Source organism: Shivajiella indica, from assembly GCF_042683085.1.
GTDB classification, from domain to species: domain Bacteria; phylum Bacteroidota; class Bacteroidia; order Cytophagales; family Cyclobacteriaceae; genus Shivajiella; species Shivajiella indica.
Genome location: NZ_JBHUIV010000003.1, coordinates 113,502 through 139,927 on the forward strand (window position 1 = coordinate 113,502; position 26,426 = coordinate 139,927).

At 39.4% G+C, this 26,426-nt stretch carries 23 protein-coding genes; 11 read left to right on the forward strand and 12 right to left on the reverse strand.

All coding sequences use genetic code 11. The features are described from left to right. Positions 1-2: 2 nt before the first annotated feature. From ACFSKV_RS01485 to ACFSKV_RS01495, 3 genes are read right to left on the reverse strand one after another with little or no spacing between them, the layout of a single operon-like run. Complete coding sequence (locus ACFSKV_RS01485) at positions 3-794, reverse strand: rhomboid family intramembrane serine protease (RefSeq protein ID WP_380799818.1); 792 nt, start codon at positions 792-794, stop codon at positions 3-5. 3 nt (positions 795-797) lie between these two features. Beyond that, positions 798-2,681, reverse strand: coding sequence for a DNA mismatch repair endonuclease MutL (mutL, locus tag ACFSKV_RS01490; protein ID WP_380799820.1), 1,884 nt, complete (start codon positions 2,679-2,681; stop codon positions 798-800). Beyond that, positions 2,678-3,085 (reverse strand): hypothetical protein, encoded by a 408-nt coding sequence (locus ACFSKV_RS01495; RefSeq protein WP_380799821.1) that lies wholly within the window; start codon positions 3,083-3,085, stop codon positions 2,678-2,680. Before ACFSKV_RS01495 ends, mutL begins: the two co-directional genes overlap by 4 nt. A gap of 162 nt (positions 3,086-3,247) precedes the next feature. On the opposite strand from ACFSKV_RS01495, the gene ACFSKV_RS01500 reads away from it, so the two are divergent. The 3 genes from ACFSKV_RS01500 (at position 3,248) to ACFSKV_RS01510 (ending at position 8,238) form a co-directional block, all read left to right on the forward strand. Continuing rightward, positions 3,248-6,226, forward strand: coding sequence for a glycoside hydrolase family 3 N-terminal domain-containing protein (locus tag ACFSKV_RS01500; RefSeq protein WP_380799823.1), 2,979 nt, complete (start codon positions 3,248-3,250; stop codon positions 6,224-6,226). Positions 6,227-6,309: 83 nt separating this feature from the next. Beyond that, entirely contained in the window at positions 6,310-7,455 is a 1,146-nt protein-coding gene (gene bshA, locus ACFSKV_RS01505; protein ID WP_380799824.1) for an N-acetyl-alpha-D-glucosaminyl L-malate synthase BshA, read from the forward strand. Positions 7,456-7,605: 150 nt separating this feature from the next. Beyond that, positions 7,606-8,238: a sterol desaturase family protein gene (locus ACFSKV_RS01510; protein WP_380799850.1), complete on the forward strand. Its 633-nt coding sequence runs from the start codon at positions 7,606-7,608 to the stop codon at positions 8,236-8,238. A gap of 65 nt (positions 8,239-8,303) precedes the next feature. On the opposite strand, the gene ACFSKV_RS01515 is transcribed toward ACFSKV_RS01510, so the two are convergent. After that, a complete protein-coding gene (locus ACFSKV_RS01515) occupies positions 8,304-8,723 on the reverse strand; it encodes a hypothetical protein (RefSeq protein WP_380799825.1) in 420 nt (139 codons plus the stop codon). A gap of 101 nt (positions 8,724-8,824) precedes the next feature. Here ACFSKV_RS01515 and ACFSKV_RS01520 point away from each other — a divergent pair, with 101 nt between their 5' ends. The 5 genes from ACFSKV_RS01520 (at position 8,825) to ACFSKV_RS01540 (ending at position 12,996) form a co-directional block, all read left to right on the forward strand. Next, entirely contained in the window at positions 8,825-9,643 is an 819-nt protein-coding gene (locus ACFSKV_RS01520) for an NAD(P)-binding domain-containing protein (RefSeq protein ID WP_380799826.1), read from the forward strand. Between the two features lie 208 nt (positions 9,644-9,851). Continuing rightward, complete coding sequence (locus ACFSKV_RS01525) at positions 9,852-10,613, forward strand: SDR family NAD(P)-dependent oxidoreductase (RefSeq protein ID WP_380799827.1); 762 nt, start codon at positions 9,852-9,854, stop codon at positions 10,611-10,613. 5 nt (positions 10,614-10,618) lie between these two features. Then, the gene (locus ACFSKV_RS01530) at positions 10,619-11,398 is read left to right on the forward strand and encodes a M15 family metallopeptidase (protein WP_380799828.1); all 780 of its coding nucleotides are present in this window, start codon (positions 10,619-10,621) and stop codon (positions 11,396-11,398) included. A gap of 31 nt (positions 11,399-11,429) precedes the next feature. Next, on the forward strand, positions 11,430-12,200 hold the full coding sequence (locus tag ACFSKV_RS01535; protein ID WP_380799829.1) for a ThuA domain-containing protein: 771 nt from the start codon (positions 11,430-11,432) through the stop codon (positions 12,198-12,200). Between the two features lie 31 nt (positions 12,201-12,231). Beyond that, positions 12,232-12,996, forward strand: coding sequence for an alpha/beta fold hydrolase (locus ACFSKV_RS01540; protein ID WP_380799831.1), 765 nt, complete (start codon positions 12,232-12,234; stop codon positions 12,994-12,996). Positions 12,997-13,220: 224 nt separating this feature from the next. Here ACFSKV_RS01540 and ACFSKV_RS01545 read toward each other — a convergent pair whose 3' ends face one another. Together ACFSKV_RS01545 and ACFSKV_RS01550 are read right to left on the reverse strand one after the other, a co-directional pair. Continuing rightward, a complete protein-coding gene (locus tag ACFSKV_RS01545) occupies positions 13,221-14,564 on the reverse strand; it encodes an amidohydrolase family protein (protein WP_380799832.1) in 1,344 nt (447 codons plus the stop codon). Between the two features lie 193 nt (positions 14,565-14,757). Beyond that, on the reverse strand, positions 14,758-15,249 hold the full coding sequence (locus tag ACFSKV_RS01550; protein ID WP_380799833.1) for a hypothetical protein: 492 nt from the start codon (positions 15,247-15,249) through the stop codon (positions 14,758-14,760). Positions 15,250-15,329: 80 nt separating this feature from the next. On the opposite strand from ACFSKV_RS01550, the gene ACFSKV_RS01555 reads away from it, so the two are divergent. Beyond that, entirely contained in the window at positions 15,330-16,061 is a 732-nt protein-coding gene (locus ACFSKV_RS01555; RefSeq protein ID WP_380799834.1) for an SAM-dependent methyltransferase, read from the forward strand. Positions 16,062-16,083: 22 nt separating this feature from the next. Here the strand turns inward: ACFSKV_RS01555 and ACFSKV_RS01560 are convergent, their stop codons facing one another. From ACFSKV_RS01560 to ACFSKV_RS01585, 6 genes are all read right to left on the reverse strand, one after another. After that, positions 16,084-17,484, reverse strand: coding sequence for an MltF family protein (locus ACFSKV_RS01560; protein ID WP_380799836.1), 1,401 nt, complete (start codon positions 17,482-17,484; stop codon positions 16,084-16,086). A 155-nt stretch (positions 17,485-17,639) separates the two neighbouring features. Next, positions 17,640-18,986 carry a TolC family protein gene (locus tag ACFSKV_RS01565; protein WP_380799837.1) on the reverse strand — a complete coding sequence of 449 codons (1,347 nt, stop codon included), beginning with the start codon at positions 18,984-18,986 and terminating at the stop codon, positions 17,640-17,642. After that, complete coding sequence (locus tag ACFSKV_RS01570) at positions 18,986-22,048, reverse strand: efflux RND transporter permease subunit (RefSeq protein WP_380799839.1); 3,063 nt, start codon at positions 22,046-22,048, stop codon at positions 18,986-18,988. The genes ACFSKV_RS01565 and ACFSKV_RS01570 overlap by 1 nt, the downstream gene beginning before the upstream one ends. Positions 22,049-22,050: 2 nt before the next feature. Continuing rightward, complete coding sequence (locus ACFSKV_RS01575; protein WP_380799841.1) at positions 22,051-23,148, reverse strand: efflux RND transporter periplasmic adaptor subunit; 1,098 nt, start codon at positions 23,146-23,148, stop codon at positions 22,051-22,053. Beyond that, positions 23,149-23,958 (reverse strand): alpha/beta fold hydrolase, encoded by an 810-nt coding sequence (locus ACFSKV_RS01580; RefSeq protein WP_380799851.1) that lies wholly within the window; start codon positions 23,956-23,958, stop codon positions 23,149-23,151. Between the two features lie 324 nt (positions 23,959-24,282). Next, on the reverse strand, positions 24,283-24,705 hold the full coding sequence (locus ACFSKV_RS01585) for a VOC family protein (protein WP_380799842.1): 423 nt from the start codon (positions 24,703-24,705) through the stop codon (positions 24,283-24,285). Positions 24,706-24,769: 64 nt separating this feature from the next. Here ACFSKV_RS01585 and ACFSKV_RS01590 point away from each other — a divergent pair, with 64 nt between their 5' ends. Beyond that, entirely contained in the window at positions 24,770-25,687 is a 918-nt protein-coding gene (locus tag ACFSKV_RS01590; protein ID WP_380799844.1) for a patatin-like phospholipase family protein, read from the forward strand. Beyond that, positions 25,665-26,285: a class I SAM-dependent methyltransferase gene (locus tag ACFSKV_RS01595; RefSeq protein WP_380799845.1), complete on the forward strand. Its 621-nt coding sequence runs from the start codon at positions 25,665-25,667 to the stop codon at positions 26,283-26,285. Before ACFSKV_RS01590 ends, ACFSKV_RS01595 begins: the two co-directional genes overlap by 23 nt. Positions 26,286-26,426: the final 141 nt, after the last annotated feature.

Below are 26,426 nucleotides of genomic sequence, written 5' to 3' on the forward strand. Positions count from 1 at the left end.
TTTCAGTAAAAGTTAGACCTGTCTTTTTTCCAATAAAATACCAAACCCGCACCAATAACCAGCCCACTAAGGTGTGCAAAATGTGCCACATTATCCAGTGGGTTATTATTTATTACGTTATAAATGGTATAAAGACCATAAAATAGTACCAAATATTTGGCTTTTACAGGCATAGGTGGAAACAATAAAAATAGCTGAGTGTTTGGGAAAAGCATAGCAAAAGCAATTAAAACTCCAAATAATGCTCCGGAAGCTCCCACCATGGGGACATTGGATTGCATTTCCCTCACAGACATCAGATTGTCCTTGGCTCTTTGGATTAGGGTTTCGTTTTCAGGGTTTCTGCTGTAAGCATCAATAAAATCATACACACCTGTTTTGAAAAAACCTGGATTGTCTTTCACAAATTTATTGAATAATTCAGGACTTGGGCTACTATAAAATTCACTGATACTATTGTCCATCTGGTTCATTCTATAAGCTGTATATCCTGAATACAGCAAGCCAGAACCTACACCGCAAACCATCCACAAAACCAGAATTTTTTTAGGCCCAAGAAATTGTTCCAACAATGGGCCAAAAATAAAAAGACCAAACATGTTACTGAACAAATGCCAACCATCTGCATGCATAAACATGTAGGTGAGAAACTGCGTTGGCATAAACCTGTTGCTATGGATATAATATAGGGCAAAAAATGCCTTCAATTGGGGCATAAAATAGGCTGCCACAACGTAGGCTGCCACAGTAATGAGAAGTAGGTTTTTGACAACCGGGGTAAGATTTCTGAACATATTTTATCTGGTAAAGAAACTCTGAATTTTATGTATATCGAGTTTGACAAATGTTTTATTTCCTGAAAGCCCATAATTGGGATTTTTACAGGAAAACAATTGCCCAACAATTGTCTCCATTTCTGTGGAGGCTAACCTGCTGCCCTTTTTTATTGAGGATTTTCTTGCCAAAGAACGGGCAAGATTTTCTCTTTTATCCAGGGATAATTCCGATTTGAAATGTTTGTACTGTTCCAATAAACCCTCAAACAAAGTTTTTTCATTGGTGACCTGAATATCTGCAGGTACGCCCTGTATCAAGAGTGTGTTTTTTCCGAATTCTGACAATATAAATCCTAAACTGGTAAGTTCTTCTTTTATATCCATTACCAGTGCAAAGTCTGAAGGGCTCAGTTGTATATGCGGAGGAAACAAAACTTGTTGTGATGCTCCAGACGCTTGTCCAAGCTGCCTGAGGTATCTTTCATAAAGGATCCTTTCATGAGCCACCTGTTGATCAATGATCAGAAGACCAGTTGACAATTGGGCCACAATATAACTTAATTCCACCTGAAAGGTAGTACCGGTTGATTCAGAAGACTTCGGGAATTCCAATCCTGATTTTGTAGTTATTTCACTGGCCCTTGAAGGAAATGTGAGAAAATCCAATTCATCCCGGTCACTTTTTCTTTCCTGTTCCACTTCAGGTAAGGAAATATTGCCTTCAAACAGCCGCTCCCAACCGGATACGGATTTTCTTTGGAAATCAGGGGTTTGGAAAGTTTTATAAGAATTTTCATTTGCAAGGCTATCAGGCTTGTAGGTGTTTTCTTTGCCTATTTCTTTCTGATCAAGCGTATTATATTTCCAGTTTTCTGTAAAGTTCACATCCAAAGAGAAATCTAAGGTAGGGACAACATTGTGTGCACCAAGAGCCTGTTTGACTGCCGACCTCACTACGGCATATACAGTCCTTTCATCATCAAATTTGATTTCGGTTTTCGTCGGGTGGACATTGATATCAATATGTGAAGGCTCAATTTCAAGGAAAAGCACATAGAAAGGGTGCATATCATTTGGCATCAAGCCTTCAAAGGCATGGGTCACTGCATGGTGTAGGTAGCTGCTCCTGATATAGCGGTTATTGACAAAGAAAAATTGCTCTCCTCTGGTTTTTTTTGCATGTTCCGGTTTTCCGATATATCCCCGCACATTCAGGTGTGGGGTTTCTTCCAGGCAGGTAACCAATTGACCCTGGTAGGATTTTCCAAATATGCCCACAATTCGTTGGCTGAGTTTTCCAGGCTGAAGGGTAAAAAGTTCCATGTCGTTTTGGGTCAATGAAAAGCCCACTTCCGGATAGGATAAAGCCACCCTTTGGAATTCTTCAACCAAATGCCTCATTTCGACAGGATTTGATTTCAGGAAATTTCTTCTTGCAGGAACGTTGAAAAATAGGTTTTTCACTGCAATATTGGTTCCTTCAGGACAGGATATGGGTTCCTGTTTTTTTACTTCTGAACCTTCTATATGTATGGAAGTTCCTAGTTCTTCCCCTTTTTGACGCGTTTTCATCTCCACTTGGGCCACAGCCGCAATAGATGCAAGTGCTTCTCCACGGAATCCAAATGTCCTGATGGCAAAAAGGTCTTCTGAGGTCCTTATTTTAGAGGTAGCATGCCTTTCAAAACTCATTCTTGCATCAGTCATGCTCATCCCCTTTCCATTATCGATGACCTGGATCAGCATTTTTCCTGCTTCTTTTACCAAGACCTGAATATGGGTGGCTCCGGCATCAACTGCATTTTCCATCAGTTCCTTGAGGGCCGAGGAAGGCCTTTGTACTACTTCCCCTGCAGCAATCTGATTGGCGATGGCATCTGGGAGAAGCTGTATAATGTCATTCATTGCCGCTGGTTTCGTTTTAACTTAAAAAATACAACCAATAGAGAAATTCCTGCCAGCAGGTATAATATAATATAAATAGCTTCCGCTCCGTAATAGATATATCCAAAAAGGCTTCCGATCAGTAATACGAAAATAACAAGACGGATCAATCCTGCGCTGTTAAGAGCAGAACTGTACCTGCCTTTTATTTGGCTTCCACCGGTAAATGATCCTCTGATGGAAGAATGGTATAATCCTACATTTTCTTCATCTCCTTCTTCCAGGGGTAATTTTCCATCAGCTTGTAACTCCTTTTTGATTCTTGCCGTCCGCTGTTCGATTTCCTCTTTAACCGGGTCATAATACCTTGGTTTGATATCAAATCGCATGGGTTGGGCAGTTCTGAATATTTGGGGGAATTTCATGATTTACTCAATTCGAATTGTTGTTTTGACGTTAAGATAAAAACTTAAGCCTTTGATCAAAATTGATCTTGTGCTTTTGGTTTTTAATGTATGTTTGTACAAAACGATGTATATTCATACAAAGTTATTTTAAAATTTAAGCAATAAAAATTAAATAGGGGCATGCGAATAAAAGTTTGGGGCATACTGACTGCTTTAGTAATAATTTTTCAGGCAGATGCAGTGATGGGGTTGGAAAAACCCGGAGAGGAAAGAAATAGAGAAGATAGAGACCCCCTTGCGGCAAAAGATCAAAGGAAGCAGATGTCCTGGGTTGATAGCGTCTTTAGGTCCCAAAGTTTTGAAGAAAGGCTTGGCCAGTTATTTATGGTGGCAGCATATTCCAACAAAGACAGCCGTCATAAAGAAGAAATTGCCAAGCTAGTCAGGGAGCAAAATCTTGGAGGGCTTATTTTCTTTCAGGGAGGGCCTGTAAGGCAGGCTAACCTGACAAATTACTATCAATCCATTTCCAAAGTTCCATTATTCATCGCCATGGATGCAGAGTGGGGAATCAATATGCGTTTGGATTCTATACTTACTTTTCCCAAAGCGATGACCTTAGGTGCCCTGCACCGGGAAGATTTGATATATGAGATGGGCAAGGAAATGGCCAGACAATTCAAAGAATTGGGTATGCATATCAATTTTGCCCCAGTGGTTGATGTAAATTCCAATCCTAATAACCCGGTAATTGGGTATAGAGCATTTGGGGAAGAGAAAAGGCTGGTAGCAAAAAAATCGGTGGCGTACATGAAAGGATTGCAGGATCATGGGGTCATGGCAAATGCAAAACATTTTCCCGGACATGGTGATACAGAAACTGATTCCCACTACACCCTTCCTGTCATCAAACATTCAGAAACCAGGATCAAGGACATTGATCTGTATCCTTACCGGGAGTTGATAGATCAGGATCTCATGAGCGTGATGGTTGCACATCTCCATATTCCAAGTTTAGACTCAGAGCGCAATAAAGCGACCACACTTTCAAAGTATGTTGTTTCGGATCTGTTGAAGACTCAAATGAACTTCAATGGATTAGTGTTCACGGATGCTCTGAATATGAAAAGCGTAGCCGGATTTTATAAACCTGGAGAAGTGGACATGCTAGCCCTATTGGCAGGGAATGATATACTCCTTTATTCACAGGATGTTCCAAAAGCTAAGGCCATGATCATGCAGGCTATAGCAGAAGGGAAAATCACCAGAGAGGAAGTAGATGACAGGGTTAGAAAGGTTTTGAAAGCTAAATACTGGGCCGGTTTACATCAAAATAAAAAAATAGAAACTAAAAACCTCCTGAATAGACTGAACAGTCCAGAGACCGAATTATTGGTGGAAAAACTTTTTGCGGAAGCCATTACCGTCACTTCCAACCGTAACAATGTGCTTCCATTAAAGTATTTGGATCTTCAGCAATTTGCCTCATTGACCATAGGTGGAGATGGTAAAGTGTTCCAAAAGAAATTGGATAAATATACCAGATTTTCCCACTTTGAAATTCCTAAAGGTGCAGATGCAGCCACATTAGCCTCTGTAGAAAAAAAGCTTTGGGAACATAATGTGATCATTGTAGGCCTCATGGGCATTAACAATAATCCAAGCAGAAGCTTTGGTATCAATAATACCGATATCCAATTTATCAGGAAATTAAGTCAACAAAAAACGGTTGTCACAGTTGTTTTTGGCAATGTTTACGGGGCAAAAAACCTAAGTGATTTTCCCCATAATATCATCGCGTTTGAGAACAATGAGTTTACCCAGACCTTGGTACCAGAAGTGATTTTCGGTGGAAGAAATGCCTATGGAATACTTCCGGTTTCGGTGAGTGAAGAACTTCGGATGGGCAATGGAGGATATCTTGAAGGAATGGGGAGGTTATCCTATTCTGTACCGGAGAGCCAGGGAATGGACAGCCGAAAACTGGCCGAAATTGACAAAGTAATGGAGATCAGTATTTCCAAGAGGGCATTCCCGGGAGGGGTGGTATTGGTGGCAAAAAATGGGCAGGTTGTTTTTGAAAAGGCATATGGGCATTATGATTATAAAAAAACAAGGCCTGTGACAACTGAAACAGTCTATGACCTGGCTTCAATTACCAAAGTTTTGGCCACTACTCAGGCAGTCATGTTTTTGGCCAGCAGGAATCTTATTGATATGGATAGGCCCATTTCCCAGTATGTACCTGAATTAAAGAACACCAATAAAGGGGATTTAATTTTAAAAGACATTTTGGCCCATGAAGCCGGTTTAGTGGCATTCATTCCCCATTATGCCAAAACTGTGGAAGCAGGGTCATGGAAAAAAGAATATTACAGAGATAAACCTGAGCCAGGATTTTCCATTCCTGTCTCCAATGATATGTTTGCCATGAATTCCTTAAGGGACAGTCTTTGGATTTGGACAGTGAAATCTGATTTACGGAAACTCGAACCGGGCAGAAGAAAGCATTCATATGTGTATTCTGACCTGACTATGTATTTACTGCAAGCTTTGGTGGAGAAAGTGACTAATCAGCCCTTGGATGAATTTGTGAGTCAGAATATTTATGATCCTTTAGGACTTCATACCATGACTTTCAATCCAACAATGAAATATCCACAGGAGTGGATAGCGCCAACAGAGGATGATATTACCTTTAGAAAGCGACTGATTCAAGGATATGTACATGATCCTGGAGCAGCCATGTATGGTGGAGTAGCCGGACATGCCGGATTGTTCGGGAAGGCCAATGATTTGGCGGTCATGATGCAGCTGATGCTTAATGGGGGCAAATATGGAGATGTGGAATTATTGGATGAAGATACCATCAGGGATTTTACAAAAAGACAATCAAACCAAAGTAGAAGAGGATGGGGCTGGGATAAACCTGAGCCTGAAAGGGGAAAGGGAGGAAGTGCCGGAGTCTTGGCACCAAAAAGTACCTTTGGTCACACAGGCTTTACGGGAACCTGCGTTTGGGCGGACCCTGAAAATAACCTTATTTATGTCTTTTTGTCCAATAGAGTCCATCCTGATGCCAACAACAATACCTTGTTAAAGGACGGGGTAAGGACCCAAATACATGACATCATTTACCAGGCAATGAAGAAATCCTGAGCTTTATAAAGGATTTTGTGGTCAAATTGAACAAATTGTAGCTCTTGTCGTGTTAATAAGGGTGTTATTAAAAACCATATAATATGAAGATTGGCATAGTCTGTTATCCGACTTTTGGAGGTAGTGGCGTTGTGGCAACTGAATTAGGAAAAGCCTTGGCAAAAGAAGGGCATCAGATTCATTTTATTACATACCGTCAGCCTACCCGATTGGATTTTTTTAGTGAAAATCTTTATTATCATGAAGTGGATATCAAAAGTTATCCTCTTTTTGAGCATGCCCCCTATGAATTGGCTCTGGCAAGTAAAATGGTGAATGTGGTAAAGTATGAGGGACTTGACCTGCTTCATGTACATTATGCAATTCCACATGCATCTGCTGCTTATATGGCAAAACAGATATTGAAAGAAGAAGGAATTTACATCCCAGTAGTCACTACGCTTCATGGAACAGATATCACCTTGGTCGGAAAGGATCCAAGTTATGAACCTGTGGTTACCTTTAGTATCAACCAATCAGATGGTGTTACAGCTGTTTCAGAGGATTTGAAAAAAGATACCTTTGAACATTTCAAAATTAAAACGCACATTGAGGTAATTCCCAACTTCATAGACCTAGAGAGATTTAAGAAACAGAAAAAGGAGCACTTTAAGCTGGCAATTTGTCCCCATGGGGAAAAATTACTGGTTCACACTTCCAATTTCAGAAAAGTGAAAAGGGTAGAGGATGTAATTCGGGTATTCTATCAGGTCCGAAAATCAATACCGGCAAAACTACTTTTAGTAGGAGATGGACCGGAAAGGGATAAGATGGAAAGACTTTGTAGGGATTTGGGAACATGTGATGATATCCGTTTCTTGGGGAAACTAGAAGCCGTAGAAGAAGTTCTTTCTGTTGCTGACCTTTTTATTATGCCATCTGAGAAAGAAAGTTTTGGATTGGCTGCTTTGGAGGCCATGGCCTGTGAAGTGCCTATTTTGTCTTCCAATGCTGGTGGGATACCTGAATTGAATGTAGATGGGGTAACAGGTTTTGTTTGTAATATAGGGGATGTGACCACTATGACCGAGAAAGCATTAGAAATATTGGATGACAGAAACTTACCTAAGTTTAAAACCAATGCACTGGCAAGAGCAAAGGAATTTGATGTAGCTAAAATTCTTCCATTGTATGAAAAATTTTACATAGAAACCATAGAAAAATCAAAAAGGAAACTTATAAATGTATGATTAAAATCATCCTCTTAAGAGGATGCTAGGATTTGTAATTCAGATCTTTCAGATTAAATTTGCACCGAAAAATTAAGTTTCTTCCCATTAAGATTAAAGAAGGAAATCTTTATTAGCATTCAGTACCTAGATTAAACCAACATGACTACACTGAAAAAAATTGGAAGATTAGATAGACCGGATAATAATGGTTCTGCACAAATGTTCCAAAATCCTATTCTGGAAAGGCTTACCCGAACACATATTAGCATTCCAATATCACTTTGGTTCGTTATTGGCACTGTTTCTTTTTATTTTGCCGTGACAAACACAGATATCCCTTTGGGTATAGGCCTAGGGGTTTTGCTGTTAGGGATTTTGGGATTTACCTTAGTGGAATATTTGATGCACCGGTATTTTTATCATATGGAACCTGATTCACCCATAAAGGATAAGGTTCAGTACAATGTACATGGTGTACATCATGATTATCCAAAGGACAAAGACAGATTGACTATGCCACCGTTCATATCTATCGCCTATGCTATTATTTTTTATTATGCATTTACATTTCTTATGGGTGACTATGGACTTTTTTTTCTTCCAGGATTTATGATTGGCTATTCTGCTTATTTGGCTGTCCATTATATTGTTCATGCCTATCAACCCCCAAAGAATTTCTTCAAGTACCTGTGGGTAAACCATGCAATCCATCACTATAAAGATCCAGATGTTGCCTATGGTGTGAGTTCTCCTTTATGGGATTTTGTTTTTGGTACCATGCCCAAAAAGGAAAAACAGTAAAGGGATTGTCCCTTAAGTTTCCAATATAAAATTGTAAAAGGCTGCTAGATTTTTTTAGTAGCCTTTTATTTTTTGTGATTTTTGATCCTTTCAGAAAACTTTTCCTTAAAGCTTATGTATTCTAAAGAATCAACAATACTTCCAAAAAAATCAATGGGTTCCATGAGCCTATGGTAATGATGGGTTTCCAGGGTATCTGAAAGGATAAACAGGGTATCATTTATATCTTTAAGTGTCCAAACCCTTTCAAAAAACAAGGGAGTGGTCGTAATCACTCTGTTTCCATCTCTCTTATAAATATATTCAGCAAAACCCATATTCTCATGGTTAAGGATGATCAGGGTGTCTGAAATATAAAGTTCATAATAGGAAGAATCAGAATCAAACCCATACCAGTTTCCTTCTAATTCATTTTTTGGTTTGTTGTCTTTGCAGGATCCCAAAAAAAGAAAAATGAACAATACACTGCATAATTTTGTCCTCATAGTTAAGATGCTTAAAATTGGCATGATAAAAGTTCAAATACCCTTCTTCAATCATTTGAGAATATCAAAATAATAAATTTTCCCCAAAAGATATAATTATCATGACCCGAGTAAGTATCATAGGTTTAGGTTGGCTGGGAAGGCCATTGGCCATAAAATTTCAGGAATTAGGTTATTCTGTCAAAGGGAGCAGTACAACAGCGGAAAAGGTAGAACTATTAAACAAGAAAGGAATTTCAGCCAAATTGCTTAATTTTGAGCCTCATCCTGTGGGTGATCGTTTTCATGAATTGTTTGATACAGATATACTTTTTATCAATATTCCCCCAAAGACAAGAAGTTCCCCCCCCACTTTTTACCCTGAGCAAATGAAATTTTTAAAAGAAATAGTAATCCAAAAAGGGATTAAAAAAGTCATTTATGTTTCTTCCACTTCCGTTTATCCCGATCAAAATCAAATCGCCAGGGAAGAGGATGAAATCTCAATGGAAAATACAGGTCATAAATCCCTGTTAAAAGCAGAACACTTATTTGGGAAGGAGAGAAGCTATGATCTAAGCATTATCAGGTTTGGAGGATTGCTGGGGTTTGACAGGATTCCCGGGAAATATTTTTCAGGAAAAGAAGGCGTAATAGGAGACACTCCGGTCAACTATATCCACCAGGTTGATGCTGTGAATTTGGTGATATGGATTATTGAAAATGGCCTATGGAATCAGATCTTCAACGGGGTAGCTCCTTTTCATCCCAAAAGAAGAGAAATTTATGAAAGAAACGCTTTGGACCTTGGCTTTCCTCCTCCAAAGTCTTACGAAAATGAAGGTAGTGGATGGAAAGAAATTTCTGCTGCTAAAATCTTAAATACAGGATTTAAATTTAAGTTTCCCAATCCATTGGAGTTTACCTATGATAAGGTTTGAATATTCAGATTTATTCATATGTTGGAAGTGTTTGTTATCCGATTTGATAATTTAATTCTATTGTTGGGTCAAATAATTCAAAGCCAAGAGATCGACATATATCTTGGATATCTCAATTTGGGGAATCGTTTACAATTTTATTTAGCCATTTGTAATTGAAAGTTATGAATTGTTTCATTTAGCGTACTTTAATTTTTAAATTCAGGACATGGAAAAGAAAATCGCATTGGTCACCGGGGCTACTTCCGGAATCGGATGGGCTACGGCTATTGCATTGGCCCAAATGGGATATAATATTGTTGCTACTGGAAGAAGGCATAAAAGACTGAATAAGCTTCAAAAAGAAATATCAAAAGAGGGAGTTGATTCCCTTACTTTAAACTTTGATGTAAGGGACCATGAAGCAGTGAAAGACGCAATAGCTACTTTACCTGACAATTGGAAAAAAATTGATATCCTTGTCAATAATGCTGGGAACGCCCATGGTTTTGATCCTATACAAACAGGAAGCATCAATGATTGGGATGCTATGATGGATATCAATGTCAAAGGACTCCTTTATGTATCCAAAGAAATCATCCCGGGCATGGTGGAGAGAAAATCTGGAACCATAGTCAATTTAGGTTCAATTGCAGGTAAAGAAGTTTATCCAAAAGGAAATGTGTATTGTGCTTCTAAACATGCAGTGGATGCCCTGACGCAAGGAATGAGAATGGATTTAAATCCTTATGGGATCAGGGTTATCGGTGTTCATCCTGGCTTGGTCGAAACTGAATTTTCTATGGTACGCTTTAAAGGAGACGAGGAAAGATCAAAATCTGTTTATCAGGGACTTCAGCCACTGAGTGCGGAAGACATTGCAGAAACCATTGCATTTGCGGTCAGTAGGCCTCCCCATGTAGTATTAGCTGATATCGTAATCCTGCCAACAGCCCAAGCTTCAGCCACTATTGTCACTAGAAATCAATAATTTTTATGCTTTTGAAAAGTAAAACTTCAGTTCTATTGCTATTGCCTCTATTTTGGTCGATTTCGTGCAAACAAAAGGAAATACATGAACAACCTTTAGCTGATGAGATCAATTTGGGTTCATCTTCAGAAATAGTGATTGATGATGAGGAGTTCGAAATAGTAGAAGTAATCGGACCACTTGAGCAAAGCCTTATCGATGCTGGATTGGTGGATGTTGAGGATGTTATCCCTGGTATTTTAGTAGACTTGAAATATTCCACTGAAGACAATTTTTTTGGACAGGATGTCTATGGTGAATTGATAAGGTGTTATTTACAGCCAGTGGTAGCGGATATGCTTAAAAATGCCTATGAAAAATTAAAGGAAGATCATCCTGAGTTGACTTTCCTTGTATATGATGGGGTGAGGCCCCTTAGCGTACAGCAGATTCTCTGGGACAGTCTTGACAAACCTGACAGTGTCAAGCCTTTATATGTGGCTGACCCTAAAGTTGGAGGCCTTCATAACTTTGGAGTTGCTGTGGACCTGACCCTGGCCTTTGCTGAAACAGGGGAGCCATTGGATATGGGGACCCATTATGACTATTTTGGTTACCCTGCCTATCCGGACCGGGAAGCCGAAATGCTCAGGGAAGGAATAATTACCAAAGAGCAAATCAGCAACCGGGAGATATTAAGGAAAGTAATGAAACATGGTGGATTTACAGGAATCGGATCTGAATGGTGGCATTTCAATGCCTATTCACTGAAAGATGCTTCCGCCAGATTCGAATTGGTAAAATAAAATATTGATTACCCTCAATTTCACATTAACAATGAACAAAAAAACATATTTCACCGCATTTCTGTTCGCCTGCATCATATTGCTTGGCTCGAGCATTGAATCCAATGGACAAAATTATCAGTTCAGGGCCCTGGTATTCAGTAAAACAAAGGGATTCCGGCACCAGTCTATTCCAGATGGTGTGGTAGCCATTAAAAAACTGGGAAGAGACCATCAATTTGAAGTGTATTCTACTGAAGACGCGGATATTTTCACCGATGAAAGATTAAAGAGGTTTGATGTCATCATCCTGATGAGCACTACGGGAACTATATTCAATGATGAGCAAAAGGCTGCTTTCCAAAGATTCGTTCAAAGCGGAAAGGGTATAGTGGGTATCCACAGTGCCACCGATACAGAATATGAATGGCCTTGGTACACCAAATTGATTGGGGCACAATTTATGAACCATCCGTATATTCAGTCGGTCAGACTTAACGTGGTGGACCGTAAGCACCCCTCAACTTACCATCTTCCTGAAAAATGGCTCTGGACTGATGAATTGTATGCTTTCAAAAACTTCAATCCTAATGTAAGGGTTTTGATTACTGCAGATGAAACCTCTTATGACACCAATTTTTCATGGCAGCCAACAGAAGGAATGGGAGAATTTCACCCCATGGCATGGACCCATGAGTATGATGGGGGAAGGATTTTCTATTCGGCATTAGGACATACGGATTGGGCATTTTTAAGCGACAACTTTCTCCAGCATATTTATGGAGGTATTTGGTATGCAGCCAAGGGATTTCCTATTGAATGATGGGAGAAATTTTGAATTATAGTAAGAATAGATGAAACTAAATTTTAAAAAAACAGGCCAGGGAGAACCATTGATCATTCTCCATGGCCTGTTTGGCTCTGCCGACAATTGGTTCAGCATAGCTAAAGAACTCGAAAGTGATTTTACTTTATTCCTCCTTGATCAAAGAAATCATGGGGATTCCCCGCAAAGTGAGGATTGGAATTATGATGTCATGGCGGAAGACTTGAAGGAATTCATGGAAGATCAACAAATAGATTCAGCTTTTCTTATGGGGCATTCTATGGGAGGAAAGACGGCCATGAATTTTGCCATGAGGTATCCGGAGAAAGTAAGGAAACTCATAGTAGCAGATATTGCACCCAGATTTTATCCCCTGCATCACCAACATATTTTAGAAGGATTAAATGCAATTCCCATTGAGACGCTAAAGTCTAGAAAGGAAGCAGATGATATTTTATCCCAGCACATAAAAATTCCCGGCATCAGACAGTTCCTGCTAAAAAGTCTCGGTAGAGGGGATAATGGAGGATTTGTTTGGAAAATAAACCTTCCTGTGATTACTGAGAAAATAGCAAATGTGGGTGAGGCATTGGAAACAGATAACACTTTTAGCAAACCTACCCTATTTATGGGAGGAGAAAACTCTGATTATATTCGGTCAGAGGACAAAAAAGAAATAGAAAGTCTTTTTCCAAATAGTCATATCATTTATATCAAAAATGCAGGACATTGGTTACATGCGGAGCAGCCAATTGCTGTGGTGGAGACAGTAAAGGCCTTTTTTAAAAAATAAAAATCTTTGGGGTCTTTTGACCTCGAAGATTTTTGGGTAGAAACTAAAAAGTATTACAATTATCCGGTTAATTTTTTTTCTAAAGAGTATAAAAATTAAAAAAGGACAAATCTCATTGTTTTTCCTAACCAAAGTCGATGGGTGATAATATCAAAATTCTTTAAGTGGATAATTTGTTGGGAGACCTTTGAGGTTTTTAAAACCTCAAAGGTCTTAAATGGCAATCATTTCACCCGCTTTCCATGCTTGATGACCATATCCACATTTTGAAGCAAGCTGATATAACGCAGCACATCACCCCTGACAGCAATGATATCTGCATATTTGCCTTCACTGATGCTGCCATAGTCCTGGCCTACGCGCATGGACACAGCCGGCCAGTAAGTAGCTGCTTTGATGGTCAGCATGGGGTCAAAACCAAATTCATTAACCCATACATCCAGTTCATTCCAGGTACTTTGGCTATGGAATTTCATAGGGATACCACTGTCGGTACCGATCATCATGACCACGCCTGCATCTTTCAATTGATTGATCTTTCTCTCCAAGGTAGGCTTTCTCACTGGAGTCAGTTGAAAGTAGGACATTCTACCAGGAAATCTTAAAGAAGCACGGATATCCCTTATGACCGAATCAGGTAGTCCTAAATGCCAGGAGGGATCATCTAATTTTTCGGGATTATTCCGGGTATATTCGTAGTTGTAAAGACCTTCGACGGTTGGGGTCCAGAACAGAGGTCCCATATTCATTTTTGCTGTTCTTTCGGTAATCATTTCAATGATATCTTCAGGATATTCCGGAGCGGAAGCAAGACCTGTATGCTCGAAGCAATCCACACCGATTTTCAGCCCTATGCGGATCTCATCCGGTCTATGGGAATGGGCAATCACCGGTTTGCCGTATTTATGCGCCTCATCCACCACAGCCTTAGCCTCTTCAAAAGTCATTTCATCATGATCGATCAGCTTGATGACATCCACCCCTGCATCTATCAATTTTTTTACTTTGGCACGGGCATCTGCTGCACCGTTTACTCCCCAACGGAAGGCTTTGGTTCCAGGATAAGGCTCCTTTTGGATAAATGGCCCTGAAACATATAAAGTTGGTCCTGGGATTTCCCCTTTATTGATTCTGTCACGGACATTGATACTTGCTTCCAAAGGAGCACCAAGATCCCTTGCGCTGGTGACTCCGGCCAATAAAAGCTGATGGGCCGAAGAAGGCATAATGACGGATTCAAAAATCCCGATATAGGTGCTGTCCCAGTGTGTGTAATTGCTGTGTCCATTGATCATCAGGTGAACATGCATATCCCAAAGTCCCGGCATGACGGACATGCCTTCAGTAGAAATGATTTCAGCTCCTTCAGGTATTTGGACGGAACCGACTTGACCAATTTCCCTGATCCTTTCATTTTCGATGATGATGACTGAATTTCGCAAAGGAGGACCACCAAAACCGTCAATCAAAGTGCCCCCGACAAGTGCCTTTATTTCTTGTGCATGGGAGAAACTTTGGGTGATTGCAAACAAAACAGTCAAGGCTAACAAATGCTTAAATTTGAACATAGGGTTTGTTTGGATAGATTCAAAATATATAAAAATATAATGAATTTCTGCTAAGACAATGGTGTTTTTGATCGAAAAATCAAGGAAGTCCGGACATCAAATCTTCAGAATTTGCAATTGCAATTCTATTTTTAACACATTTTAAGTCTCACCACTTAAAGTAATTTATACAGCGTTTAAGAAATATTTGTTTTCAGAACCTCAAGACCAATCCACTTGCTACTGGGGATAACTTTAAATCTAATTTGGTCATTCCTGATCTTGATTTGTAAAGCATTTGATTATAGCCATTGACCGCTTTCTGTACATTTGATCTTGAGCTTCCTAATAATCCGCCTCCAACTAAGCCAACGGCAAATGATGGCCAAAAAATAACAGGAGCGGAATTGTTATCCTCCAAATAAAAATAAGTCCCCACTAACATTCCGGTAATTCCTAATCCGAATAAAACAGCTCCTGTTTTTTTATTTTTCCTTGCAATCTCCATATAGGTCTTTCCCTCCGGGAAATTGTCCATAAGGGCAGTCAAGTCTTTAAAAGTCAAATTCTGACCAGCAGCCGAATATACCAGTCTATTCCCGAACCATTGATATTGGGTATCGATGAGGTTCTCCCCAGTCTGCGCAGATACAAATGAAAAGGGGAGAATTAAAAGAAACAACGAAATAAGAATGGGACGAATCATCTCTTTAAATTTTGGTTGAAAGAATAAATGATTAAAGTTAGTAAAAAATATTGTTAAATTATTTTCCCCATATTTACCCTATGAAAACCGAAAAATCCTCCTTGGGTAAAATATTTCTAATTCCTACCGTATTAGCGGAGGGTACAGCTGAGGATGTGATCAGTCCTCAAGTGAAAGAGGTAATCAAAAACACGCATTATTTTTTAGTTGAAAATATCAGGACGGCAAGGAGGTTTATCAGTTCTTTGAAACTGGGGATTTCTATTGAGGAACTGAATTTTGAAATTTTGGATAAAAAAACAAAAGGACAGGAACTGGAACGTATCATGCAACCTGTTTTTGAAGGAAATGATATGGGGATTATGTCAGAAGCAGGTTGTCCAGGTATAGCCGACCCAGGGTCGCTGGCTGTAGCCTATGCGCATGAAAAAGGAATTCAGATAGTTCCTGTTTCCGGTCCCAGTGCCATGTTTTTGGTACTCATGGGTTCTGGATTTAACGGGCAATCATTTGCTTTCCACGGCTACTTGCCTATCGATAAAAAGGAAAGGATTCAGGTTATCAAAACACTGGAATCCGAATCTTTAAGAACCAAGAGAACCCAGATTTTTATGGAGACCCCGTTTCGGAATAACCATCTTTTTGAGGATTTGATCAATACTTTACACCCTGGCACAAAATTGTGTATTGGGAAAAATTTAACTGCACCGGATGAATATATAAAAACCAAAACTGTGCAAAACTGGAAAAAGGAAAAAATAGATTTGCATAAAATCCCTGCCGTATTTGCCTTATATGCGGACTATCAATAATTTTTTTTTATCCCAAAACCAATTAGGGGTTAATTAGCACTCTGTAAGAATCATAAAGAATCATAACATCTGCCACATAATTAACCGCTAAATGCCCTTTGGCAAAACCACTTTTAACTACGGGATCCCGATAGTAATCCGGATTACTTTTCAATTTTAAAAAATGGGCTATACTTTCCCAACTTTGGGGATTACCACCATATTTTATGGCCAATCTCCAGGCATCTTCCACGTGACCATGACCTATATTATAAGATGCCAAGATGACTTTGATTCTTTCATTTGATTCAGGAATCCTTTCCAACCAGAATTTATCCAAATATTTTAAATAGTTAACTCCTCCCATCAGGCTTTGAATGGGATCATTTGGGTTGTCTACCCCAAATCTTTCCAATGTTACCGGCATCAACTGCAAAAGACCAACGGCACCGGCATAAGAGGTGGCTGTTGTATCAAAACCGGATTCTTTATACACCAAGGAGGCAAGCAATCTCCAGTCCCAGCCCAAAGTCTCTGATCCTTTCTTAATGAGATCATCATACGGGGAAATGGTATTTCCTGAAAGGGAGGAAAAAGGGCTGTTGTTTCTGAAATAACTGTTTTTTGGATTTTGAAAGTACTTGGCGTAAATCATGTTAAAATAACCTGATTTTTTCCTTTTTAATATCCACTCATTGATGGCATTTTCCAGGTTTGGTGAATTTTTCCTAACTGCCCAGGCTACATCTGAATTAGGACTGATTTCCAGATCAACGTCCAAATTATCAAAATAAGTAGCGTTGACCAAGGCGTTTTCCTTATCCAAAATGGTCAATTCAATTTCACCTTTTACAACACGGTTGACCAGATTTTCAGCATCTTCATCATCTTCTATTATGTTTAAATCTATTTCATATAATTCCTGCAAAGAGGTTAATTGGTCTCTGTATACCGCATCTTTTCGTATATGGATCTCTTTGCCCTGTAATTCTGGGTAATCCTTGACCATGTTGTTGCTTTTCCTTTGAACCAGCACTGTACTGATTTGCCCCATGGGCTTTGTAAAATTCGCAAAAACTCTTCTTTCTTCTGTGATTTCCAAGTTCATGGCGATAATGTCCGCCTTACCGGTGTTGAGAAGCTTAAACGCCTCACCAATATCAGGAGTGACTATCAAATGAAGTTTTATGCCAAGATTGTTGGCTAAATTTCGGAGCATTTCAAATTCATACCCCATTCTTCTCCCCCTATAGATATAATAGCTTACAGAACTATTGTCCACTACAGCCCTAATAAATCCTCGATTAACGATTTCTTCTAAATCAATCGGAACAGGATTTTCCCAATGATTTTCTTTTGATCGATCTTCTTTTAAAAAGGAACACTGAATCCCAAAAAGAGAAAAAATAATAAGAAAGAGTAATCCATTTAAGGTTTGTTTCATTCAAAGTTGGTCCAAATAAATGGACATGGTGAATACAAAAGGCAAAAATAGCAAATTTTATTCCAATATTTTTTAGAATGAGGTGTAATCTACTGAAAACAAAAAACCATCCTGAAATGAATCAGGATGGTTTCCCCTATAAATTAAACCAACCACTATTTTAGGGTCAATGAAAACCTTTCTTCCTCCCCCTGATAATATATTCTTCCAGAAAGTCTCATCAGTTCAATTTCCATCTCTTTGATATTAAATAAAGCAGTAATTAATCTGTTTTCCGCTGTCAATAGGTTAAGCTGTGCATCCCTGAACTGTAGATAATCCGATATCCCTAATCTAAATCTCTCGAGTGCTATATCCGCATTTTCAATGGCTACTTTGTAATTAGCGTATTCTATATCCAATAACTGTCTGTTTGTATTGTAAGTATTGTATGCCCTATGGATATTAGAGGTCATGTTGATTTCAAGCTCTTGTAGTCCTAATTCGGCATTATATTTCTGAACCTTTGCATTTTGGATTCTTCTATTAAGAGTAAATCCTCCGAAAATGTTAAATGCAGCAGTTATACCGTATTGGAAACCCTCTCTTTGGTTTTGAAGCAAGAAACCCGCATCAGAATTCAGGGTATTGTTTACATAAGAACCGTTCAGATTAACGGTAGGTAATCTTGTTGCCTGAGCTTCTTTCAAACTGTAAAATGCCGCACTTTCCTGTCTTTGGGCAACCAGAAAGTCTTTATTGTTCAGATAAGCATTCTCCAAAAGATCACTAAGCAGCAGGTTGTTTTCGACAATTATAGTGTCTTTAACAATCAAGTTTGTTTCAGGATTATAAGCCAAAAGCTCGTTTAAGTTGATTTTGGCATTTTTGATATTTAATTCCTGGTTTACCAATAGTGATAAGTCAGAATTGTAATCAACTTGCGCAGTAAGGAAATCGCTCCTACCTGCACCACCTAATTCATACCTTGCCCTTGCAATATCCAATCTGGCTTGGGATAATTGAAGCGTAGTTTCCAATACTTTATGGCGCTGTAATTCCAAAACCAGCCGATAATAGGCAGAAGAAATAGCGGCCACAGTGTTTTCCACTACAACCTTGGCCTGTAAATTTCCGATCTCCGCCAATTGACCTAGCACCCTAATGGAGTAAATGGTTTCAGGTCTAAAACCGTAAAAACCAACAATGGAGTAATTTTCCGTATTTGTTTCCGCACCAGGAATTCTATTGGGTTCTGGGGAGTTGATGAACCTTTGTTCTACATCCTCTTTGCTGAAATTCCGTACTGCATTTGCGTCAATGGTAGGCATGAAGAAACTGCCCACTCCGATTTTCACATCCCTTTCTGCAATCTCTGCATTGTTGGAGGCAATTTTTACCCCAAAATTTCTCTCCAGGCCCAAAAGAACTGCCCTTTCCAGGTCCAAATTTTCAACATCCTGTGCATACAGGGTGAACATTGCCCATAAACTGAGCGTAAGTGTTAAAAGTGTTTTTTTCATTAGACTCTTGCTAATCTACCTTTTTTAGAGGTTAAGAAAGTATATACTGCTGGAATTACGAATAGGGTTAATATAGTGGAAAAGGTCAGACCAGCGATTACCACCACTCCCATTGGAACCCGGCTTTCCGCTCCGGCACCTAAAGCCAATGCAATCGGCAATATCCCAAGGATAGTGGATAAACTAGTCATCAAGATGGGTCTGAACCTGGCTCCAGCAGCTCCGATGATGGCCTCGTCAATTGACATACCCTGTGCTTTTCGCTGATTGGCAAATTCCACAATGAGGATACCGTTTTTGGTAACCAAGCCTATGAGCATGATAATACCTATCTGGCTGAATATATTCAGGGTGAAGTCAAATATCCAAAGGGAAAACAAGGAACCAAACAAGGCCAATGGAACAGTAAACATGATGGTCAGTGGATCCATAAAACTTTCAAACTGAGCGGATAGCACCAGGTAAATCAATACCAGTGCAAACATAAAAGCGAAGATCAAACTGTTGGAACTTTCTCTGAACTCTTTAGATAGTCCAGCGACATCTGTGCTGTATGTTTCATCCAAAACCTCATCTGCAATTCTATCCATTTCATCCAGCCCGGTACCAATAGTATAACCCGGTGCAAGACCAGCAGATACGGTAGCGCTAACAAAACGATTAAATCGGTACAATTGTGGAGGTGTACTCTTTTCCTGGATTTTAACCAGGTTATCCAATTGGACCAATTGCCCATTATCAGCCCTCACATAAAGCATTCTGAGGTTCACCGGTTCATTTCTGTCCTCCAACTGCATTTCACCCACTACCTGATATTGTTTTCCATTCATGATAAAGTAGGCAAAACGCTGACCTGAATAGGATAGTTGAAGCGTCCGTGCAATTTCCTGTACCGAAACACCAACATTCCTTGCCTTTTCCCTGTCGATTTCTATTTCAATCTCTGGTTTGGTAAATTTCAGGTTGACATCCGCAAAACTGAAAATGGAGCTTTGATTGGCTTTTTCAAGGAAAGCAGGCAGGACTTCTTTTAGTTTGTCCAAAGTTGGTGCCTGAATTACATACTGAATTGGCAGTCCACCCCTTCTGTCTCCAATTGATTGGGGTTGGGTAACAAAAGCCCTTACAGCAGTATATTTTTTGATCATTTCTGAAACCTGTCCGAAGATTTCCTGTTGGCTTCTTTCTCTTTGGGAAGCATCCGTTAGGATTAGACGTAGGAATCCTGAATTTGTACTGGCAGTTCCAAAACCCGGTGACGTTACTGTTGTAAGTCCTTCTCTTTCGCTTGGGGGGATTTGTTCCATGAAGTCCACAGTCATCTCATCCAGAACATTATCCATATAAGTAAATGTCGCTCCTTCCGGTCCTGAAATATTGACCCTCATTTCACCACGGTCCTCAGTTGGGGCTAATTCCGTTGGGATAATGGCGAAAAATTGATAGATACCAAAAGCCATAAGGACAATTATAGCAAATGCCATCCACCTTACTTTCATGAATTTCTCAAGTGCAAAATTGTATTTTTCATTAAGCCAGATGAAAAAGGGTTCAGTAAAATTATAGAAGGCATTATGCTTTTCCCTTTTCTTCAATAGTTTAGAACTCAACATCGGGGTCATGGTCAAAGCCACAAATGAGGAAATGATGACCGCTCCAGCCACGACAATACCGAATTCACGGAATAACCTTCCGGTGGTGCCGGTAAGGAAAATCACTGGAAGGAATACTGCGGCCAGGGCCACGGTTGTTGATATTACAGCAAAGAATATCTCTTCAGCACCTTTTTCTGCCGCTTTATCTGGATTTTCTCCTTTTTCGATACGGGAATAAATGTTTTCCAAAACCACAATGGCATCATCTACCACCAGACCTATGGATAATACAATACCCAACAAGGTCAACACATTGATGGAGAATCCCATAATATACATGATAAAGAAAACACCAATCAAGGAAATTGGAATGGTCAAAACCGGTATGAATGTAGTTCTCCAATCCCTGAGGAAAAGGAATATAATGCTGACAACGAGGATGAAAGCAATTACAATTGTCTCTTGTACTTCTTTAATTGAATTCCTTATAAACGTGGTAGAATCAAATCCAATATCCATTTTGATATCTTCAGGGATATCCTTTTCTATTTGGCTCAGTCGTTTATAAAATTCATCAACAATTTCAATGTTGTTAGATCCTGGAAGAGGCACAAGAACAACGCCTACCATAGGGATTCCATCCCTTTTTAGTACAGTCCTTTCATTCAGTGCGGCCATCTCAGCTCGACCAATATCAATAAACCTAACAATATTGTTCTGATCCTCTTTGATAATCAGGTCATTAAATTCCTGTGGTGTACTTAAACGGCTTTTTGTCCTAACGGACAGTTCTATCGCTGAACCTTCAATTCGACCTGATGGTAGCTCCACATTTTCGCTCTGAACCTTATTTAAGACATCCAAAGGTGTAATTCCATAGGAAGCCATTTTTAAGGGATCCATCCTTAATCGGATAGCATATCTTTTTTCACCCCAAATATTCACTGCGCTGACCCCGGGGATGGTCTGTAATCTTTCTTTGAAAATATTGTTGGCAATATCAGTAATCTCCAAAAGATTTCTTCGGTCACTTTGTACCGAGAGGAAAACGATGGGCTGTGAATCTGCATCAGCTTTAGATACAACAGGCGGTTCTGTATCAGGAGGTAAGTTTCTTTGTGCCCCTGACACTTTATCCCTTACATCATTGGCTGCAGCTTCCAGGTCAGCACCCACATCAAATTCGACTGTAATATTACTGGTTCCGTCATTACTGGTGGAAGTAAGGGATTTGATCCCTGCTATTCCATTGATAGCTTCCTCCAAAGGCTCGGTAATCTGCGCTTCGATTACATCTGCATTGGCACCGACATAAGTGGTACGCACATTGATAATCGGAGGGTCCACACTGGGGAATTCCCTCACACCCAAAAGGGTGATTCCAATACTTCCAAACAAAAGAATGGTCAAAGACATCACAATGGCTAAGACCGGTCTTCTGATACTGATAGTTGATAAACTCGCCATAATCAGTTGATTTTTGTATAATTAACAGGCATACCTGTTCTTACTTGCAATACCCCGGTGGTCAAAACCAGATCACCTTCCTTCAATCCATTGACAATCTGTACATGACTTTCAGTACGAGTTCCAATGGAAACCTGTCTTTCTTCAACTTTACTTTCATTATCGACAACATATACCTTGTAGCCATTCAACTCTGGGATGAGTGATTGGGAAGGTACCATCAATGCATTTTCTTCCACGCCTAACTGGAATTTGATCCTCACAAACATACCAGGAAGGAAACTCCTGCTTCTATTGGGACTTGTTGCCCGTAATTTCAATGTTCTGGTAGCCGCATCAATATTCGGCTCAAAGGCATAAACCGTTCCTTCAACTTCCTGTCCACCAGCTTCATTGGAGAAAAATATTTTTGAGCCTACTGTTACCATATTGGCATATCTTTCAGGAATTGAAAATTCAATCTTTATGGGGTCAATATTGACAATGCTGGCAATGACATCATTGGTACTGATCACACTTCCCTCTGAAATCATCCGCAAACCCAAAACTCCATCAAAGGGAGCTACTACAATGGTTTTGTTCAACTGTGCTTCAACCAGCCTTAGATCTGCCAAATTTGTATTAAACTGATTCAATACGATATCGTATTCTTCCTGAGAAATAGCTTCCTTCGCCAGTAACTGTTTCTGCCTGTTTTCCTGACTTTCGAAAAGCTTTCTTGTAAAATCCAATTTGTCATATTGGGCTTTTAGTTCATCATCATTGAGGTACACTAAAGGAGTGCCTTTTTTTACAAATTCCCCTTCCCTGAAGGATATTTTCTTCACTAAACCCGAAATTTCCGTTCTTAAGTTTACTGTTTCATTTGGGATAATGGTCCCGGTGACACTCAGATTGTTTTCCAGGGTTTCTGGCTTGATCTCCACCACATTTACTGGAATTGGCTGGCCTTGGCCGGGCCCTCCTGGTCCTTGTGTCATGCTTGGACCTGGTCCCTGCTTATTTCCGGCGAAAATCTGGTCCCTTCTGGGATAAATAAAAATTACAGCGATTACCGCCACAATCACCACGGATAATATGATTTTAGTCTGTTTTTTCATTTAAGAGTCCAAAGAATGGTAGTACGATTGATTTTGATTTTTAAGAAATTGAAGGGAAAGTTGGTTGAATATTTCCGGTTGTTCCACATTCACTACATGCCCACAGGCTTTGACAATTTTCAGTAGGGAAAGTTTATGCTCCAGGACGATTTTTTTCACAGGTTCCAAAAACATAATATCCTCCTCTCCCATGATATATAGCGTTGGTATCGGCAAATCTTTTTGTTTGAAATACCGCAATAAGGGATTGATATCTTTAGTTAGTTTAAACCATCGGATAAACTCTTTTTGGCACAATCTTTTTGCTTCCCTGATAAATAGGTTTCTGGATTCGGCATGATGCTTTCTGGGCATGATAATCCATGCAAATAAACGATAAAGCCACATGTAGGGCACCACACTTTTGAAGGTATTACCCAAGAAAACAAGCATTCTGGAGGTGACATTCAATTTGGTGACTGCACCCGCCATAACCATGGATTTTACCCTTTTCGGTTCCATTTCCGCCAATTGTCTAGCAAGGATAGTTCCTAAGGAGACTCCCATGATGTGGGCGGGCGGTATTTGTAAATGGTCCAAAACTTCTATGATATCCTTTGTTAATACAGGGAAAGTATATTGCTCATTCCAAATATTACGAATAGATTCTGCAGATTTCCCATGACCTCTCAGGTCTATGAGTAACAGGTTAAACTCTTCTTTAAATTCCCTGATCTGTTTATGCCAGATAGAAGAAGATCCTCCAGCTCCATGGATGAAAACCACCCACTCATTACTGGAAGGATGTTGGTATGTTTTGTAGTACAACATGCCTTTGTATCTTTTTTCTAGCATATAACTAAACATTGGATAGATAGTTATTCAACCGAAAGCTAAGGCCTTTCGTTCTCCTTTGAAATGAAATAAATACAGGTGGTGATAAAGGAATATTAATGGTTAATTAAGAACAATCCTTTTCAACAAAAAGGATTACCTTATTGTGAAAATCACATAATGTTGACTTTCTTGTTTTTTCTATACAAAAATACTTGCTTTTGATCCGATTTAGGTTCCAAAACAAGCTTTTTATCCAATTTATTGAATCTCCTTAAGGAATTTGCCTAAAGATGATTTCGATTTATATCTGATATGTAATTATTTTGCGAAAATCTGGCTTTCATCCTGAAATGATTTAAACTCAAGCGCATTTCCTGATGGATCCAGAAAAAACATTGTGGCCTGTTCTCCCACTTCACCTTTAAACCGGATATAGGGTTCGATGATGAAATTTATACCATTTTCAGTCAATTTTTCAGCAAGATGATGCCATTCTTCCCAGGGGAGGATAGCTCCGAAATGCCTCACCGGGACATTTTTTCCATCCACTTCATTGGCTTTTGCCATGGACAGTTCTTCGGGTCTCACATGGGCGGACAATTGATGTCCAAAAAAATTAAAATCAATCCATTTGTCGGTGCTTCTCCCTATATCACAACCTAAAAGTTCTCCATAGAATTGGCGGGTTTCTTCAATATCCCGGATTGGGAAAGCTAAATGAAATGGCTTAAATTGGTTCATAATTGTTTAATTTCGTATAACAAAATTGTGTGCTTTTTAAGTTTTTTAAAAACAAATTTGATTTATGGGCAAGAAAACTGTTTCATTGGTACTTTCAAGTGGTGGTGCAAGGGGGATGGCACATATCGGAGTTATTGAAGTTTTGGAAGAATCTGGGTATGAAATTGCTTCTATTGCGGGTTGTTCTGCAGGAGCTTTGATTGGGGGGATATATGCGACAGGTCAATTACCCAAATTTAAGGACTGGATTTGCAATCTTGACCGTATTGATGTTTTTTCTCTCATGGACTTTACTTTCTCCAGCAAAGGATTTATCAAAGGGGAAAAAGTTTTTGGAGAATTAAAAAAACTGATTGAAGACTGTCAGATTGAGGACCTGAATATTCCTTTTTGCTGTACCGCAGTGGAAATCCCTTCCGGTAAGGAAAAAATTTTCAAATCAGGGAGTCTTTATCAGGCCATCCGCGCATCAGGATCCATTCCCTCGGTGATGACTCCGGCAAAAATAGGCAAACATGAATATATTGACGGTGGGATAATCAATCCCATTCCATTCAATCTCATTACTGAAAAGAATAGGGGAGAATTGATAGTAGCTGTGGACCTTAATGGGCCAAAGAGTGAACTCCTTCAAATTGAAAAACAGGATAAAAAAGAATCTGCTCTGAAGTTGCCCTCCTGGTTGAATGAATACCAGAAAAAGTTCACCAATTATTTTTATACAGATGAAAAGCAGAAAGAAACCAAAAAGGATAAAGGGATGAGTTCGGTGGAGTTATTGAACTTTTCTTTTGACCTGCTACAGGATAAATTATCCGATCTTGTTATCGAAAAACACCAAGTGGATATCATCGTGGAGATTTCAAGAGAACAGGCCGGAACTTTGGAATTTCACCGGGCAGAGGAACTGATCAAAGTCGGAAGGTTGAAAATGGAAGAGGCCATAAAAAAGTTTGAAAATGGAAGTCAGGGAACTGAATAATTTATTGGGCAATATTGATATCTACTTATTGGATCAAATCCTAAAGGGTAGGTTTGATAAGGAAATGAAAATCCTTGACGCTGGTTGTGGTGAGGGTAGAAATAGTATTTATTTTTTACATCAAGGATACCGGATTTTTGGAACAGATATGAACCCTACCGCTATTCAGATGGCAAGAATTTATGCAAAAACCATTCAAAAGGATTATGATATCCATCGTTTTCAGACTTGTTCTTTGGAGGATATGCCTTTTCATGAAGGCGCCTTCGATGCCATGATCAGCTCTGCAGTACTTCATTTTTCCAAAAGTTCCCAACATTTCCATCAGATGATGGCCGAAATGATGCGTATCCTCAAACCGGGAGGCTTTTTCTTTTTGAGGATGTGTACGGATCAGGGAAATATGAAGGAGAATTCCTCACATTTGGGTAAAGGCGTCTATCTTCTTCCGGATGGGTCCGAGAGGTTTTTATGGACCCAAGAGCTGGAAGAGGAAGTATTAAGTAAATACAGACTTGAGTATCTTGAGTCCCCAAAAAGTGTTGTAGTCCATGGATTGAGGGCTATGGGGGTGTTTGTGATGCGGAAAAGGGAATGAAAAATTACCAATTACCAATTACCAATTAATGCCGTTTAGTTAGCGGTTAATTGACTGAATTTCACTATATTAGAGATATAAAATAAGGCTTCCGAAAGCAGGGAGTGCAGGAAGCCTTAAAACTTTAATTGTAAATGAATT